The sequence below is a fragment of the Nocardioides houyundeii genome, assembly GCF_002865585.1.
GTDB lineage: Bacteria > Actinomycetota > Actinomycetes > Propionibacteriales > Nocardioidaceae > Nocardioides > Nocardioides houyundeii.
Genome location: NZ_CP025581.1, coordinates 22,703 through 37,050 on the forward strand (window position 1 = coordinate 22,703; position 14,348 = coordinate 37,050).

The 14,348-nt window shown below is 71.9% G+C and carries 14 protein-coding genes and 1 tRNA gene; 5 read left to right on the plus strand and 10 right to left on the minus strand.

Annotation, left to right across the window (positions count from 1 at the left end; all coding sequences use genetic code 11):
• Position 1: 1 nt before the first annotated feature.
• Genes C0R66_RS00115 through C0R66_RS00140 form a run of 6 tightly spaced genes read right to left on the minus strand, consistent with a single transcriptional unit; the run spans position 2 to position 7,006 of the window.
• On the minus strand, positions 2–1,558 hold the full coding sequence (locus C0R66_RS00115; protein ID WP_101522963.1) for a protein kinase domain-containing protein: 1,557 nt from the start codon (positions 1,556–1,558) through the stop codon (positions 2–4).
• On the minus strand, positions 1,555–3,021 hold the full coding sequence (locus tag C0R66_RS00120) for a peptidoglycan D,D-transpeptidase FtsI family protein (RefSeq protein ID WP_101522964.1): 1,467 nt from the start codon (positions 3,019–3,021) through the stop codon (positions 1,555–1,557). The genes C0R66_RS00115 and C0R66_RS00120 overlap by 4 nt, the downstream gene beginning before the upstream one ends.
• On the minus strand, positions 3,018–4,424 hold the full coding sequence (locus C0R66_RS00125; RefSeq protein ID WP_101522965.1) for an FtsW/RodA/SpoVE family cell cycle protein: 1,407 nt from the start codon (positions 4,422–4,424) through the stop codon (positions 3,018–3,020). Before C0R66_RS00125 ends, C0R66_RS00120 begins: the two co-directional genes overlap by 4 nt.
• On the minus strand, positions 4,424–5,797 hold the full coding sequence (locus tag C0R66_RS00130) for a PP2C family protein-serine/threonine phosphatase (protein WP_241901517.1): 1,374 nt from the start codon (positions 5,795–5,797) through the stop codon (positions 4,424–4,426). The genes C0R66_RS00125 and C0R66_RS00130 overlap by 1 nt, the downstream gene beginning before the upstream one ends.
• A gap of 10 nt (positions 5,798–5,807) precedes the next feature.
• Positions 5,808–6,281 carry an FHA domain-containing protein FhaB/FipA gene (locus C0R66_RS00135; RefSeq protein ID WP_101522966.1) on the minus strand — a complete coding sequence of 158 codons (474 nt, stop codon included), beginning with the start codon at positions 6,279–6,281 and terminating at the stop codon, positions 5,808–5,810.
• A gap of 5 nt (positions 6,282–6,286) precedes the next feature.
• Positions 6,287–7,006, minus strand: coding sequence for an FhaA domain-containing protein (locus C0R66_RS00140; RefSeq protein ID WP_101522967.1), 720 nt, complete (start codon positions 7,004–7,006; stop codon positions 6,287–6,289).
• 162 nt (positions 7,007–7,168) lie between these two features.
• On the opposite strand from C0R66_RS00140, the gene C0R66_RS00145 reads away from it, so the two are divergent.
• Positions 7,169–7,255, plus strand: a tRNA-Leu gene (locus tag C0R66_RS00145).
• Positions 7,256–7,311: 56 nt separating this feature from the next.
• Here C0R66_RS00145 and C0R66_RS00150 read toward each other — a convergent pair.
• On the minus strand, positions 7,312–7,923 hold the full coding sequence (locus C0R66_RS00150) for a TetR/AcrR family transcriptional regulator (protein WP_158647795.1): 612 nt from the start codon (positions 7,921–7,923) through the stop codon (positions 7,312–7,314).
• A 124-nt stretch (positions 7,924–8,047) separates the two neighbouring features.
• Here C0R66_RS00150 and C0R66_RS00155 point away from each other — a divergent pair, with 124 nt between their 5' ends.
• The 4 genes from C0R66_RS00155 to C0R66_RS00170 all read left to right on the plus strand — a co-directional run bounded on the left by C0R66_RS00155 (position 8,048) and on the right by C0R66_RS00170 (position 11,917).
• Positions 8,048–8,779, plus strand: a complete 732-nt coding sequence (locus C0R66_RS00155) for a DUF981 family protein (RefSeq protein WP_101522969.1) — start codon at positions 8,048–8,050, stop codon at positions 8,777–8,779.
• Positions 8,780–8,911: 132 nt separating this feature from the next.
• Positions 8,912–9,925: a M48 family metallopeptidase gene (locus tag C0R66_RS00160; protein WP_101522970.1), complete on the plus strand. Its 1,014-nt coding sequence runs from the start codon at positions 8,912–8,914 to the stop codon at positions 9,923–9,925.
• A 143-nt stretch (positions 9,926–10,068) separates the two neighbouring features.
• On the plus strand, positions 10,069–11,220 hold the full coding sequence (locus C0R66_RS00165; protein WP_101522971.1) for an ice-binding family protein: 1,152 nt from the start codon (positions 10,069–10,071) through the stop codon (positions 11,218–11,220).
• A gap of 10 nt (positions 11,221–11,230) precedes the next feature.
• Complete coding sequence (locus C0R66_RS00170) at positions 11,231–11,917, plus strand: class F sortase (RefSeq protein ID WP_158647796.1); 687 nt, start codon at positions 11,231–11,233, stop codon at positions 11,915–11,917.
• A 51-nt stretch (positions 11,918–11,968) separates the two neighbouring features.
• Here the strand turns inward: C0R66_RS00170 and C0R66_RS00175 are convergent, their stop codons facing one another.
• The 3 genes from C0R66_RS00175 to C0R66_RS00185 all read right to left on the minus strand — a co-directional run bounded on the left by C0R66_RS00175 (position 11,969) and on the right by C0R66_RS00185 (position 14,291).
• Positions 11,969–12,694, minus strand: a complete 726-nt coding sequence (locus C0R66_RS00175; protein ID WP_101522972.1) for a phosphatase PAP2 family protein — start codon at positions 12,692–12,694, stop codon at positions 11,969–11,971.
• A gap of 256 nt (positions 12,695–12,950) precedes the next feature.
• A complete protein-coding gene (locus tag C0R66_RS19185; protein ID WP_101522973.1) occupies positions 12,951–13,319 on the minus strand; it encodes a DUF2071 domain-containing protein in 369 nt (122 codons plus the stop codon).
• A 60-nt stretch (positions 13,320–13,379) separates the two neighbouring features.
• Positions 13,380–14,291 (minus strand): glycosyltransferase family 87 protein, encoded by a 912-nt coding sequence (locus C0R66_RS00185; RefSeq protein WP_101522974.1) that lies wholly within the window; start codon positions 14,289–14,291, stop codon positions 13,380–13,382.
• Between the last annotated feature and the right edge of the window lie 57 nt (positions 14,292–14,348).

Sequence of the window (14,348 nt, forward strand, 5' to 3'; positions counted from 1 at the left end):
CTCACGGGACAGGAGTGCTGGTGTCGGTGGGCGTCGGCTCCGGAGTCGGGGTGGGAGTGGGAGTCGGCGTGGGAGTGGGCGTGGGGGTCGGCGTCGGCGTCGGGGTGGGCGTCGGCGTCGGGGTGGGGGTCGGCGTGGGCGTCGGGGTCGGGGTGGGGGTCGGCTCCTCGGTCTGGCGGGGCGCCGGACCCCAGTAGGAGACCGTGACCCGGTCGCCGCGCTCCAAGGTGCCGGTCGGGTCCACCGAGGTCACCCGGTTGCGGGTCTCGTCGCCGGGATTGTCCACCTCGTTGCGGACCACGCGCAGCCCCAGGCCGGCCAGCTCGCGCGAGACCTCGCGCACGTCGCGACCGACGTAGTCCGAGCCGTCGACCTCGACCGTCTCCGGCTCCGCGCTCGCGGAGTCGCTCGGGCGTTGGCTCCGGGTCGGGGTCGGCGTCGGCGACTCCGGGTCGTCGTCGCCGTCGCTGGACTGCCACCAGGCGACACCACCGGCGATCAGGGCGAGCAGCACCAGCCCCGCCACCAGCAGCGGCCAGGACCGCGAGGAGCTGGCAGCCGTCGGCGTGGCCTGGGTGCTGAGCGCCCCGGTCGCCGGAGTCGCCGGAGTCACGGGCTGCTCCGAGGTGGTGGGCAGCACCGAGGTCGCGAGCCCCGGGTCGGAGGCGATGACGGTGGTCGCCCCCCCCAGCGGCACCTGGTCGGCGTACGCCTCGGGGTTGCGCAGGGCGGCCGCGAAGGCGGTGCCGTCCGCGAACCGGGCGGCAGGGTCCTTGGCCATCGCCCGCCGTACGACGTGCGCCAGGGCGGGAGGGACGCTCTCGGGCAGCTCGGGGACCGGCTGGCGCACGTGCGCCAGGGCCGTGGCCACCGGACTGTCCGCCTCGAACGGCCGGTGCCCGGCCAGGCACTCGAAGGCCACCACACCCAGGGAGTAGACGTCGGAGGCGAAGGTCGCGGTCCGACCCTCGGCCTGCTCGGGGGAGAGGTACTGCGGGGTGCCCATGACCTGCCCGGTCTGGGTCAGCGCCAGCCCCTCGGCCGCCCGGGCGATCCCGAAGTCGGTCACCTTGATCCGACGCTCGGGGGTCACCAGCAGGTTGGCCGGCTTGACGTCGCGGTGCACGATCCCGGCCCGGTGGGCGGTGCCGAGCGCGTCGGCGACCTGGGCCATCAGGTCCCGCACCGCGTCGGGGTCCATCGGCTCGCCCGAGCGCAGCAGCGCGGACAGCGGCTGGCCCTCGACGAGCTCCATCACCAGGTAGGGCTGCGGTGTCCCGGAGCCGTCCCGCGCCGCGGCCTCGCCGAAGTCGAAGACCGCCGCGATGCCGGGGTGGCTCAGGGAGGCCGCGTGCCGGGCCTCGGTCTCGAAGCGGGCGCGGAACGTGGCGTCGTCGGCGTACTCGGCCTTGAGCAGCTTGACCGCGACCACCCGTTCCAGCACGGTGTCGGTGGCGCGCCAGACTTCGCCCATCCCGCCGGTGGCGATGCGGGAGTCCAGCCGGTAGCGGCCCGCGCCGTCGACGTACCGGGGCGCGGTCTCGTGGGAGTCGCTCATCGGGTCATCACCGCCTCCATCACTGCCTTGGCAATCGGGCCAGCCAGCCGGCCACCGGCGATCTCGCCGCGGGCGATCCCGGCCTTCTGGATCATCACCGCGACCGCCACCTGGGGGTCGTCGGCGGGGGCGAAGGAGGTGAACCAGGCGTACGGCGGCACGTCGTCGATGCCGCTCTGGGCGGTGCCGGTCTTGGCGGCCACCTTGACGCCGGGGATCGCGGCCGCAGAGGCCGTGCCGTTGTCGACCGTGGAGACCAGCAGGTCGGTCAGCTCCTTGGCGGTGGTCGAGGAGACGGCCTGGCTGAGCTCCTCGGGGTCGGCCTTGTCGAGGACCTGGAGGCTGGGGGAGCTGATGGAGTCGACCAGGTAGGGCTTCATCACCGAGCCGCCGTTGCCGATCCCCGCGGCCACCATGGCCATCTGCAGTGGGGTCGCGGAGACCTCGAACTGCCCGATCCCGCTCTGCCCGGTCTGGGCGGCGTCCATGTCCTCGGGGAAGACCGAGGTCACCTGGCGCAGCTCCTCGAAGTACTGGCTGTTGAAGCCGAACCGCTCGGCCCGCTCCAGCATGGCGTCCGCACCGACCTCGACCGCCAGGGCGGCGAAGGTCGTGTTGCAGGAGTTCTCCATCGCCTGGGCGAAGGGGATGCGACCGCTGCCGCAGGCCCGTCCCTCGTTGTCGATCCTGCCGGACTCGCCCGAGGTCAGCGGCAGCTGGTAGCTCGAGCCGCCGGGCACCAGCGAGCTGGCGTCGTAGTTGCCGCTCTCGATGGCCGCGGCCGCGGTGACCAGCTTGAAGGTCGACCCCGGGGGGAGCCGCATGCCCACGGCCCGGTTGATCAGCGGCTCGCTGTCCAGGTCCTCGAGCTCGCGCTGGGCCTTGACGACCTCGCCGAACCGGTGGCTGGCCAGCCGGTTGGGGTCGTAGGAGGGCAGCGAGACCATGGCCAGCACCTTGCCGGTGGACGGCTCCAGGGCCACCACCGCGCCCTCGACCGGCCCGGGCAGCGAGGAGAGCCCGTCGTACGCCGCCTGCTGGGCGGCCGCGTCGATCGTCAGCTGCACGCTGCCGCCCTTGGGCGGGTCGTTGCTGAGCATGTCGATCACCCGGGTCACGAACAGCCGTGAGTCCTCCCCGGACAGCACCGGGTTCTGCGAGCGCTCCAGCCCGGTCTGGGTGAAGTAGGTGAACGCGCCGGTGAGGGGGGCGTAGAGGAACGGCAGCGGGTACTCGCGCTGGAACTCGTACTGGTCGTCGGTCTTCACGCTCTGGGCGATCGGCTGACGGCCCACCAGGATCGGACCGCGCTCCTGGGAGAACGCCGCCGCGACGACCCGGCGGTTGTTGGGGTCCTCGGCCAGCTCGCCGGCCTTGACGTACTGCAGGTAGGAGACGTTCAGCAGCAGTGCGAGGAACAGCAGCATGCAGAAGATCGAGATGGTCCGGATGGGCTTGTTCATCGCAGCTTCACCACCTGGGTGGCGTCGTCGACGTCCACCGGCTCGTCGGGCGTCAGGTCCGGGGGTGGCCGCCGGGCCTGGTCGGAGATGCGGGCGATCAGCGCGATGATCACCCAGTTGGCCACCAGCGAGGAGCCGCCGTAGGACAGGAACGGGGTGGTGAGTCCGGTCAGCGGGATCAGGCTGGTGACGCCGCCGATGACCACGAAGACCTGGAGGGCGAAGATGCCGGCCAGCCCGGTGGCGACCAGCTTGCCGTAGCCGTCGCGGCAGATCAGGGCGGTGCGCAGCGCCCGCTCCACGATCAGGCCGTAGATCAGGATCACCGCGATCACACCGGTCAGGCCGAGCTCCTCGCCGATCGCGGCCATGATGAAGTCGGACTCAGCCAGCGGGACCCGCTCCGGGGAGCCGCCGCCGAAGCCGCGGCCGATCAGGCCGCCCCAGCCCATGCCGAACATGGTCTCCACGATCTGGAAGCTCTTGGCGCCGTTCTCGTCGGAGTAGAAGTCCATCGGGTGCAGCCAGGTGTCGAAGCGGACCCGCACGTGGCCGAAGAGCTGGTAGCCCAGGAACGCCCCGGCGGAGAACAGCAGAGCGCCCACGACCAGCCAGCCGGGCCGCTCGGTGGCGACGTAGAGCATGATCAGGAACAGGCCGAAGAACAGCAGGCTGGAGCCGAGGTCGCGCTGGAAGACCAGGACGCCGAGGCTGATCAGCCACATCGCCAGGATCGGGCCCAGGTCGCGGCCTCGGGGCAGGTCGATGAAGAGCACCCGGCGGCCGGCCAGGGCCAGCGCGTCACGGTGCAGCACCAGGTAGCCGGCGATGGCCAGCACCAGCAGCACCTTGGCGACCTCGCCGGGCTGGAAGCTCAACGGGCCGACGCGGATCCAGATCTGGGCGCCGTAGATCCGGGTGCCGAGCCCGGGCACCAGGGGCAGCAGCAGCAGCACCACCGCGGCGAGGCCGCTGGTGTAGGTGAAGCGCTGCAGGACCCGGTGGTCGCGCAGCAGCACCAGGGTGGCGATGAACAGGCCCACGCCCAGGGTCATCCAGATCAGCTGCTGCTGGGCGAAGTCGTGCGCCTCGCCGGCCGCCTCCTTGGCCAGGTCCAGCCGGTAGATCACGGCCAGGCCGAGCCCGTTGAGCGCCGCGACCAGCGGCAGCAGCACCGGGTCGGCGTACGGCGCGGTGAACCGCAGGGTCAGGTGGGTGGCGAGCACCAGGGCGGTGAGCCACCCCCCGTAGCCGATCAGGTTGACCGGCACCTCGCCGTCGACACCCAGTCCGACTGCGGCGTAGGCGCCGATGCCCACCACCAGCGCCAGGAACAGCAGGAAGAGCTCCGCGCCCCGCCGACGGCGGTGCACGAAACCCATCAGAGCTCCGGTCTGGCTCATCAGCCGGCGACCTGCTGGGCCGCGAGGTTGTCCACGGTCTCCTCGGCCTTGGCCAGGTCGTCGGCCTCGATGCCCTCGCGGACCTCGCCCGCGTCGTAGTCCGAGAGCCGGTCCAGGGAGATGTCGGTGGTCTCGTAGGGCCGGGAGAGCTCCAGCCCCGGTACGTCGGCGTTGAGGCCGCGGAAGATCGTGACCACCCCGTCGTGCTCGCCCACGTAGAACTGCTGCTGGGTCCAGTGCCAGGCCACCGCGAGCGCCATCCACAGGGTGCCCAGGATGGTCATCGCCACCAGGCTTCGCCGGGCCCAGAAGAAGCGCTGCGGCGGACGCGGCGCGTAGCGCGCGGTCTCGGTGTCGATGGGGTCCGACGGGATGGCGAAGTCGACGTCGCCGGGCAGGTCGGTGGGCGCGCCCTGCTCGTGGGGCGCGTTGCCGCGGGCGCGGAACAGCCCGGTGGAGTGCCCGCGGTTGCCGCGCGGCAGCTCGGCGGCGGCGCCGACCAGGAGCGGCTCCAGGTCGGTGGTCGCGGGGTCGGTGCCGGCGACCACGTCGGCGACCACGCAGGTGACGTTGTCGGTGCTCCCGGCCTCGAGGCTGGCACGGACCAGCTCGACGGCGGCGTAGTCGGGGGTGCCGCGGCCCAGGATGTCGCGCAGCCGGGCGTCGGGCAGCACCCCGCAGGCGCCGTCGCTGCACAGCAGCAGCCGGTCACCCTCCTGCACGACGACGACGAAGAGGTCGGGCGCGGGGTCGTGCACCCCGTCGAGGGCCTTGAGGATCAGGTTGCGGTGCGGGTGGACCCGCGCCTCCTCCTCGGTGATCCGGCCCTCGTCGATGAGCCCCTGCACGAAGGTGTGGTCGTGGGTGAGCTGGCTGATCTCGCCCGAGCGCCAGAGATAGGCGCGGCTGTCCCCGACGTGCGCGATCCCCAGGGCGTGGCCGTCGAAGAGCGCCAGGGTGGCCGTGGTGCTGGTGCCGCTGATGGAGGGGTCCTCCTCCACCAGCTCGCCGATCCGGTCGTGGGCGCGGTGCACGCTGCCCGCGACCCGGGCCAGCAGGTCGTCGGCGGAGAGGTCACCGGGGGGCTCGTCGAGCCGGCGGATGACCGAGACCGCGGTGCTGGAGGCGATGTCGCCGCGGGCGGCGCCGCCCACCCCGTCGCACACCGTCAGCAGCCAGGGGCCGGCGTACCCGCTGTCCTGGTTGTCCTTGCGGACCCGGCCGACGTCGGAGACGGCGGAGTAGTTGAGCTTCATCGCGGGCGCTCCCGCGGTCCGGGACCGCTCGGCGGTGTCGGACTGCTCCTCGACGTGCGTGCCCGCGGCGACGTGGCGCCGGTCGCGGATCACGGTGTCGTTCTCGGGGTCGGTCACGTGGGACGGCCTACTTCCGGAGCTCGAGGATCGTCTTGCCGATGCGCACCTGGGTGCCCAGGGTCAGCGTCGTGGGCTGCGTCAGTCGCGAGGAGCCGATGTAGGTGCCGTTCGTGGAGCCGAGGTCCTCGACGTACCACTGGTCGCCGGACGCGGCGACCCGGGCGTGCCGGGTGGAGACGTAGTCGTCGTCGAGCCGGATCGCGGCGTCCGAGCCCCGGCCGATGAGCAGTGGTGCGTCCGCGAGCTCGGCGCGCTCGCCGGCGTTCGCACCCTCCACGACCAGCAGGTGGGTGGGGGCGCCACGCCGCCGGTTGGGCTTGGGCTGCTTGCTGGCCTTGTCGGGCTTGGCACCGCCCCGGGCGCCTTCGGGGACGCGCGCCCCGAACATGTCCGAGCGGACCACGGAGATGGCGGAGAGCACGAAGATCCACAGCACCGCGAGGTAGGCGAACCGGATCAGGAAGAGGGTCAGCTCGGACATGGCGGTCAGCCCCTGCCGTGGTCGTCGTCGACGAGGAGCACGGTCAGCTCGGTGTTGCCGACCTTGACCACGGTGCCGTCCTTGAGGGGGGCGCGCTCGACCTTGCGGCCGTCGACCAGCATCCCGTTGGTGGAGCCCAGGTCGACCACGGACAGGTCGAGGTCGCCGTCGTGACGGTCGGAGACCACGAACTCCACGTGCCGCCGACTCACGCCCGGGTCGTTGATCCGGATGTCGGACTCGGTGCCGCGTCCGACCACCACGCCGGGCGGCATCAGGGGGTGCCGGGTGCGGTTGATCTCCAACATCGCCCGCGGGGTGCGGTGCCGGGTGCGGTGGTCGTCGCCGCTCACCGAGGCCTCGGCCCGGCTGCGGATCCGGAAGCGCCCGGTGGTGAGGTCACCGGCGGCCTCGAAGCTGATGTGGACCGGACCGGGGAAGACGTAGCCCTGGCTCTCGGCGTGGTCCTGGAGCTGGTCGGCCAGGTCCCGGGCCATCGCGTTGTCATAGGGGGAGAGGCGCTCGAGATCGGTCTCGGAGAGCTCGACGTCGAAGTCGTTGGGCACCAGGCGCCGGTCGCGGCTCAGGATCTGGGCGTTGTTGTCGACCTCCCGCTGCAGCGCGGCGGAGATCTCGACCGGCTGCACCGCGCTGCGGAACGCTCGCGCGAAAACGCCGGAGACCACCTGCTCGAGGCGCTGCTCGAAGCGCTGCAGACCGCGCACGTGCTCACTCTCCTGGTTGGACGGCGTAGAGGACTGTCCGTGATCGTATCCGTCGCACGGCTCATACCCCCTGTACCCACGTCGGCCCGCCGTCGGACATCTCCTCTCCGGACGCCGGTTTGGGGGTTGCGTCATCGCTGGGCTAACCTGAGCCCGCTTCAAGCGCGAGTGGCGGAATAGGCAGACGCGCACGGTTCAGGTCCGTGTGTCCGAAAGGACGTGGGGGTTCAACTCCCCCCTCGCGCACCACCACAGGCAAGGCCCCGGATCTCTGATCCGGGGCCTTCGTCGTGATGCGGGTCCCGCTACGTCTTGCTCGCGTCCCGGACCAGCTCCAGGAGCCGGGCCACGGCCGTCACGGCGTCGGCGACGGGGTCCTCGTGCCCCACGGCGGCGCCGTAGAGGAGTGCGGCGTCGAGCATCGGGGCGACCAGGCCGAAGTCGGGGCTCTGGGCCACCGCGCCCCAGCCGCTGCGCTCCAGGGCGGTGCGCAGCGCGTCCAGCAGTGCCGGACGAGACGCGGCCATGATGGGACGAAGCTCGGGATCGGCCGTCGCCTCGAGCATCGGCTGCAGCCGCCGGGAGACCACCGTCCGGTCCAGGGCCGGCGCGAAGAGCACCTCCAGGAGCAGCTCCGCGGTGCGGCGGGCGGAGCGCTCGCGCCGGGGCAGCGACTCCGCGCGCTCCCGGGCCGCGGTGCAGCGCAGCTCCTCGGCGGCGCGGACCGCGACGCCGTACAGCTCCTGGCGGGTCGGGAAGTAGTAGGTCGCCGAGCCGGCCGGGACCCCGGCGGCGGCCGCCACCCTGCGGTGGGTGATCGCCTCGGGGCCCTCGTCGATCAGCAACCGCGCGGCGGCGTCCGCCATCGCGCGCTGCCGGGTGGAGCTGCGGTCCTGCACGGTACGGCGGCCGGCCATCGGCTGCTCCTCCTGTTTCCCTGGTTCCCGGGAATACCTATACATGTGTGTAGGTTTCTTCCCCGGTGCGGACCGGCTCCCGGTCCCCACGTCTGTTCACGAGCTATCTACGAGGTCGACACACATGATCACTCTCGCGGCCCAAGAGGGCCTCACGATCGACTGGGCGAACATGCCCACCTACAACACGATCATGGCCGTCGCCGTCGGCGCCGGTCTGATCGGCCTGGTCCAGCTGGGTCGCCAGCTGCGGACCGACCCGACGAAGGTCAGCACCGAGGGATGGGCCGTCACCTTCGGGCTGCTGGGCGCCATCCTGGCCGCCACCGGCCTGCACATGACGCTGACCTGGCCGCTGGCGGCCGGCGGCTTCCCGTTCGACAACATCATCTTCGGCGAGACCAGCCTCGGCTTCGGCGCGCTGCTGCTCGGCACCTCCTTCTACCTGTGGAAGCGCGGTGCGGCCGCGCTGGCCACGAGCCGTCCGGTGGAGACCCTGGCCCGGGTCGCCCAGCCGGTCACCGTCTTCGTCGGAGGCCTCGGCCTGAGCCTGCTGGCGATCGCCGTCGCCGGTGTGAAGTACGAGCTGTTCGCGGCCCCGCCGCAGGAGCCCATCTCCGGTGAGTTCGCCGAGTACCCGCTCGTCGAGGCCATCTTCATGTCCGGCCTGATCGCCCTCGTCGGGCTCGGTGCCCTGGCCTTCGCCTTCCTGGTCAACCGGGTGGTCAACGGCCGGTCCACCGCAGTCTGGGCCCGGGTCACCGGGTGGCTCTGGGCCGTCTCCGGCGTGCTGTTCCTGCTGTTCGGCGCGATGAACTTCTTCACCCACATCGGGCTCATCGTCAACACCATGTGACCTCGGTGTCGCACCACGAGCCCGGTCCCCCCGCTGAGGGGGGCCGGGCTCCGGTGTCTGTGAGGAGTGCGGAGGCCGCGCAGATGCCCGAACGCGCGGACACCAGCCGTGTGGTGCGCGAGGATCCCCGTCATGACTCAGAACGCCACCCGCCCCCGGACGCCACTGCCCGGGATCAGCTCCCGCGCCTGGGAGCACCCGGCGGACCAGGGCGCCCTGGTGGCGCTGCGCAAGCTCAAGGGGTTCGACTCGTTGATCAAGGCCATGTCCGGCCTGATCAACGAGCGGACCGTCCGGCTGATGCTGCTGGGCTCGTCGGTCCGGGTCGACGAGCGGCAGTTCCCGGTCCTGAACCGGCTGCTCAACGACGTGGGGACGACCCTCGACGCCGACTCCCTGCCCGAGCTCTACGTGCGGGCGTCTCCCACGTTCAACGCGCACGCGATCGGGATGGAGAAGCCCGTCATCGTCGTTGACTCCGGCCTGGTGCACCTGCTGGACGAGGACGAGATGCGGTTCGTGCTGGGTCACGAGCTCGGACACGTCCTCAGCGGCCACGCCGTCTACCAGACCCTGCTGCAGCGGCTGCTGGCGATGACCGGGGTCTTCGCGGCCGTGCCCGGAGGGGCGTTGGGCATGCGAGGCATCCTGGCTGCGCTGATGGAGTGGTCCCGCAAGGCCGAGCTCTCCGCCGACCGCGCGGGGCTGCTCGCCGCCCAGGACCCCGCCGCCGCCACTCGCGTGCACATGAAGCTGGCCTCCGGCGGCACCCTGGAGCACCTGGACGCGACCTCCTTCTTCGCCCAGGCCAGCGAGTACGCCGAGACCGAGGACCTGCGGGACTCGGTCCTCAAGGTCTTCCTGGTCGAGGGGCGCTCGCACCCGTTCGCGGTGGTCCGTGCCGCCGAGCTGCGCCGCTGGACCGAGTCCGGCGCCTACGCCGAGATCCGCACGGGCAGCTATCCCCGGCGTGAGGACGACGCCGAGGCCAAGGTCAGCGACGCCGCCCGCATGGCCGCCGCCAGCTACGGCGAGACGTTCCGGCGCAGCCAGGACGCACTGGGCCGGCTGCTGCACGAGACCGCGGGCCTGATGGGCTCGGCGAAGACGTGGCTCGACGAGCGGTTCGGCCCCCGCACCGGCTGATCCCGACACGTCTCTTCCGTGCGTCCATGAGGCGACTGGGTCCTCGATGAACGACACTGTGCACCACTGGCCTATGCCAACCGATCAGAACCGCCCCGCGTGAGTGGGTCGCCCTACGCGGATGACTCCGCACGTGGAGAGACATGAGCCAGCCCTGCCCGACCCAGCCTGCCCGCAGCACCCGACGCCTCACCTCAGGGCTGGGGCTCGCTGCGGCGGGCTTCCTGGTGGCCGGCCTGGCCGCCACCGGAGTGGCCCCCGCCCACGCCTCTGAGGCGCCGATCGACCTCGGCGCGGCCTCGAGCTTCTCGGTCCTCGCGGGCTCGGCCGTCACCAACACCGGCCCGTCCACCATCGGCGGAGACCTCGGCCTGACCCCAGGCTCCGCCGTCACCGGTTTCCCGCCAGGCACCGTCCTGGGTGCCGTGCACGTCTCCGACGCGGCCGCGATCACGGCGCAGAGCGGCCTCGCGGCCGCCTACGACGACGCCGCCCGCCGGGCTGCCACCGCCGCCATCGCCGCCGAGCTGGCGGGGCAGACGCTGAAGCCCGGTGTCTACGCCGCACCCACCCTGGAGCTGACCGGCACGGTGACGCTGGACGCCCAGGGGGACACGAACGCCGTCTTCCTCCTGCGCTCCGCCTCGACCCTGACGACAGCATCGGACAGCAAGGTCTCGCTCATCAACGGCGCATCGCCGTGCAACGTGTTCTGGCAGGTCGGGAGCTCTGCGACGCTCGACACCAGGACGGACTTCGCGGGAACGGTCATGGCGCTCACCTCGGCCACCCTCAACACCGGTGCCCGGGTCGACGGGCGGGTACTGGCGCGCAACGGCGCGGTCACCCTCGACACGAACGCCCTGACCGCGCTCAACTGTGCGCGCCCCGTGGCTCCGACCTCGAGCCCGAGCGTGAGCCCGAGCCCGAGCCCGAGCCCGACCCTGGCCCCGAGCCCGACGGGCCCGATCACGCCGTCCGGCGGCCCGGCAGCGACCGCCTCCCCGACCGCCCCCGGGACACCGACCGGCATCCCGACCGGCACCGGGACACCGACTGCCACTCCGACCGGCCCGACCGGGAGCGACACCCCGATCCCGTCGGTCCCGGTCGGCACCCCCACCGTCCCGTCCGGTGCACCCCCGGTCCCGGTCGGCCACCCGCCGACGGGCCTCGGGGGCGCTGAGCAGCAGGGCACCACGGGAGCGAGCCTCCTGTTCCTCCTCGCCGGGCTCGCCGCGGCGGGTGCCCTCGCCGTACCTGCCTTGGGGGGCCGTTCCTCCCGTCGCCGTTGAGCGGGCGCGCGTGAGCGGCTCAGCGAGCACGTCCACCGGTAGCAGGAAGCTCCCGCGGCGCCGATGGGTGCTGACGATCTCCCTCGCCGTGCTGGCCTCGGCGCTGATCGTCGGGGGACTGCTCGCCCGCGGCCCCGAGGCCCGGCCTCCTGCGGCGCCTGCGGACAGTGCACCCGGGGCACCCGTGGGCGCGAGGCCCGACGCCTCGCCGACCGCGGTGTCGTTGCCGAGCGTCCCCGTCTCCATCACGATCCCGTCGATCGGCGCGTCCTCCGACCTGGTCGGCCTCGGGATGGAGCAGGACCGCACCGTCGAGGTGCCACGCGACGCCGACCAGGCTGGTTGGTACGAGCTCGGGACCAGCCCAGGCCAGCCCGGGTCGGCGGTGATCCTGGGGCACGTGGACTCGACACGGGGACCGGCGGTCTTCCACCGCCTCCGCGAGCTGGTTCCCGGCGCACACGTCCGGGTGGTCCTTGCCGACGGTGCCGTCGAGACGTTCGCCGTGAGCCGACTCGAGACGGTCCGGAACGATGACTTCCCCGCGCAGCGGGTCTATGCCGGGACCCCGGACCGGCCCACCCTCACCCTCGTGACGTGTGGCGGCGAGTACGACGCGGCCAGGGGTGGCTACCAGGCGAACGTCATCGCCTACGCCGAGCACGTGAGCACGGACCGGTCCCTCACGCTGCGCTAGCTCGCCGTGGCGGGATCCGAGAGCACCGTTCCAGGCTCGGGGATGGTGCTTTCACGTACCGCCGCGGTGGGTACGGCGCAGCACGGCGTCGGCGGCGACCAGCAGCAGGACCCCGGCCACCGCGTCGAGCCACCAGTGGTTGGCGGTGACCACCACGATGAACGTGGTCAGTGCGGCGTGCAGGGCCGCGCAGACGGCGAGCCAGCGCGGTCCGGTGCGGGCGACGACGTAGGCGATGAGAACCGCCCAGCCGACGTGCAGGCTCGGCATGGCCGCGAACTGGTTGGCCAGATCGGCACTGGCGCCGTCGTACGGCGACGGGCCGTAGCGCGCCATCGTGTCCAGGAACCCCCAGTCGGGGAACATCCGCGGGGGCGCGAGCGGGAAGAGCATGTGGATGACCAGCGCGGCGCCGGTCTGTCCGATGGCCAGGTTCCGCGCCCACAGGTACTCCGCCCGGGGACGACAGAGGAACCCCCAGAGGAGGAAGAGCGCCATCAGCGGGAAGTGGACGCTGGTGTAGTAGACGTTCGCCGCCCGGAACAGGGGCTCTGAATGGACCGCGGCCTGGATCGCGGCCTCGGACGGAAGGCGCAGCACGGCCTCCAGCCGGCGTACCAGGTCGCCGTGCTGCAGCGCCTCCTGCTCCTGACCGGTGATGAGGGAGCGGCCGAGCTTGTAGAGGCAGAACAGGACCGCGATCAGCACCAGCTCCGAGACAGCACGGCCGACGGCGCGTGCCGCCGCCGGGCGCGGCGCCCGTACCTGGGTGCTCATCCGAGCATATTAAGTCACGCGCCTTAACGCTTCTGATGGCTAGGGGTAGCCTTGCCACCCGTCCTGGAAGGAAGCGATGCCGCGTCCCGGTGCCCGGCGCCTGCTCGATGCCGCCGAACGTCTGCGGTGGTCGAGGGCCGGGCACGTCTGACCACGCACCTGCTGAGCACCGCCTGCGCATGTCCGCGGTTGGGGTGCCGGATGGCGTGCGCGGCAGCCTCTTCTGCGTACATGCGCACATGCGCAGTTCGGGCGGCTACCTCGCGAGCAGGCGTGGACGGTCGCTGTGCCGAGGCCGGGCCGCGTCCGTGGGCAACTCGAACTCGGTGCGCACCCCGGGGCTGAACGCCACGTGGTCCGGCGGGCGGGTGGTCAGGCCGGGCAGCCCGACCGAGGCCAGCAGGTCGTCGTCGAGGGTGAGCACCTCGGCGTGGTGCACCGGCCAGGGCTCGTGCTGGTGGGGGATGTAGAGGGTCCGGCCCAGGTGGCGCACGTGCAGTCCCGAGCGGCCGCTGAGGAAGTCGTCCAGCTCGGCCGCGGTCGACGCCGGCAGGCAGCGACCGTCGACCAGGCCGGCATGGTCTCGCCCAGAGGAGACGTGCGGGCCCTCAGGTGGGGTCGTGATCTTCTGGGTGTGGCGGCACGCTGCGAGGCAGCATCCGACACCGAGGACACCTGACGGTTGTCAGCGTCCCCAGGCACCTGGGTGCCCAGCATCCCTTTCCGCAGGTCGTCCACCTCGGTCGTCCTCCTCCGCGCGAAAGCGCACCAGGCGGGGTATTGCCGTCAGGATCGCGAAGTCCTTGTTCTTGAACTCGAAGTGCGGGACGGCGAGAAGCATGGAGACCGACACGGTCCACCGCTGGTCGTGACGTGCTCTGAGGTAGACGACGGCGAGGGCCACGCCCAGCCGTGCGGCCCGGGACACCTCATCGCCGGAGCCGCTGTTGTCGCGCAGGAACTGGAGCCACTCCACCCAGAGCTGCGGTTGTGCCAGAGCCGAGGCCCCAGCCAGCACCGTGGTGCAGGCGACGATCCAGCCGACCGCGCGCCACTCACCTCGGGCCGCGAACCACACCAGTCCCACGAGCCCGATGGTGATCTTGGTGAGGAAGGCGAACGCCCAGAGCCCGGGTCTCTTGAATCCCAGGCACACCATCACCCCGAGCAGTCCGTAGATGTTGCCGAAGAGGATCTCGGGGAGGCACAGGAGCAGTACCGGGACCCTCCATCGGAGCGGCAGGGGACGTGTCAGCCAGAGGAGGCAGGCGATCTCCACCGCCATCCATATGGTGAGGAACGCGGGCCAGGGCAGGAGTCCGATCGGGGTGATCAGCTGCAGGAAAAGCGGTGAGTACAGGTAGGCGTCCTGGGCTCCGGGAGCGGCGCCGTAGGGCTCGTCGGCACGGGTGGCGAGCCAGTAGGCGTGAGCGTCGTAGCCGAGCCCGCCGTGCGGCAGGTAGGCGAGGACGGGGATGGAGGCTGCGAGGAGCGAGCCCACCCACAGTCCGAGCAGGCATCCCAGCACCAGGGCGCCCCGCAGGCTCCGGGGCTCCTGGGGTGAACGGGACCGCGAGCGTCGCGAGGCCCTGTTCATCACGCAGCAATCATCCGACCTCGGGTCAGTGTGGGGCGGGGTTTCGGAGAACCGAGG

Coding starts and splice junctions, on each gene's coding strand:
- C0R66_RS00175 (WP_101522972.1), bottom strand. CDS start 12,694: ATGAGCACCCAGGTACGGGCGCCGCGCCCGGCGGCGGCACGCGCCGTC.
- C0R66_RS00160 (WP_101522970.1), top strand. CDS start 8,912: ATGACTCAGAACGCCACCCGCCCCCGGACGCCACTGCCCGGGATCAGC.
- C0R66_RS00120 (WP_101522964.1), bottom strand. CDS start 3,021: ATGAACAAGCCCATCCGGACCATCTCGATCTTCTGCATGCTGCTGTTC.
- C0R66_RS00150 (WP_158647795.1), bottom strand. CDS start 7,923: ATGGCCGGCCGCCGTACCGTGCAGGACCGCAGCTCCACCCGGCAGCGC.
- C0R66_RS00115 (WP_101522963.1), bottom strand. CDS start 1,558: ATGAGCGACTCCCACGAGACCGCGCCCCGGTACGTCGACGGCGCGGGC.
- C0R66_RS00125 (WP_101522965.1), bottom strand. CDS start 4,424: ATGAGCCAGACCGGAGCTCTGATGGGTTTCGTGCACCGCCGTCGGCGG.
- C0R66_RS00185 (WP_101522974.1), bottom strand. CDS start 14,291: ATGAACAGGGCCTCGCGACGCTCGCGGTCCCGTTCACCCCAGGAGCCC.
- C0R66_RS00165 (WP_101522971.1), top strand. CDS start 10,069: ATGAGCCAGCCCTGCCCGACCCAGCCTGCCCGCAGCACCCGACGCCTC.
- C0R66_RS00135 (WP_101522966.1), bottom strand. CDS start 6,281: ATGTCCGAGCTGACCCTCTTCCTGATCCGGTTCGCCTACCTCGCGGTG.
- C0R66_RS00155 (WP_101522969.1), top strand. CDS start 8,048: ATGATCACTCTCGCGGCCCAAGAGGGCCTCACGATCGACTGGGCGAAC.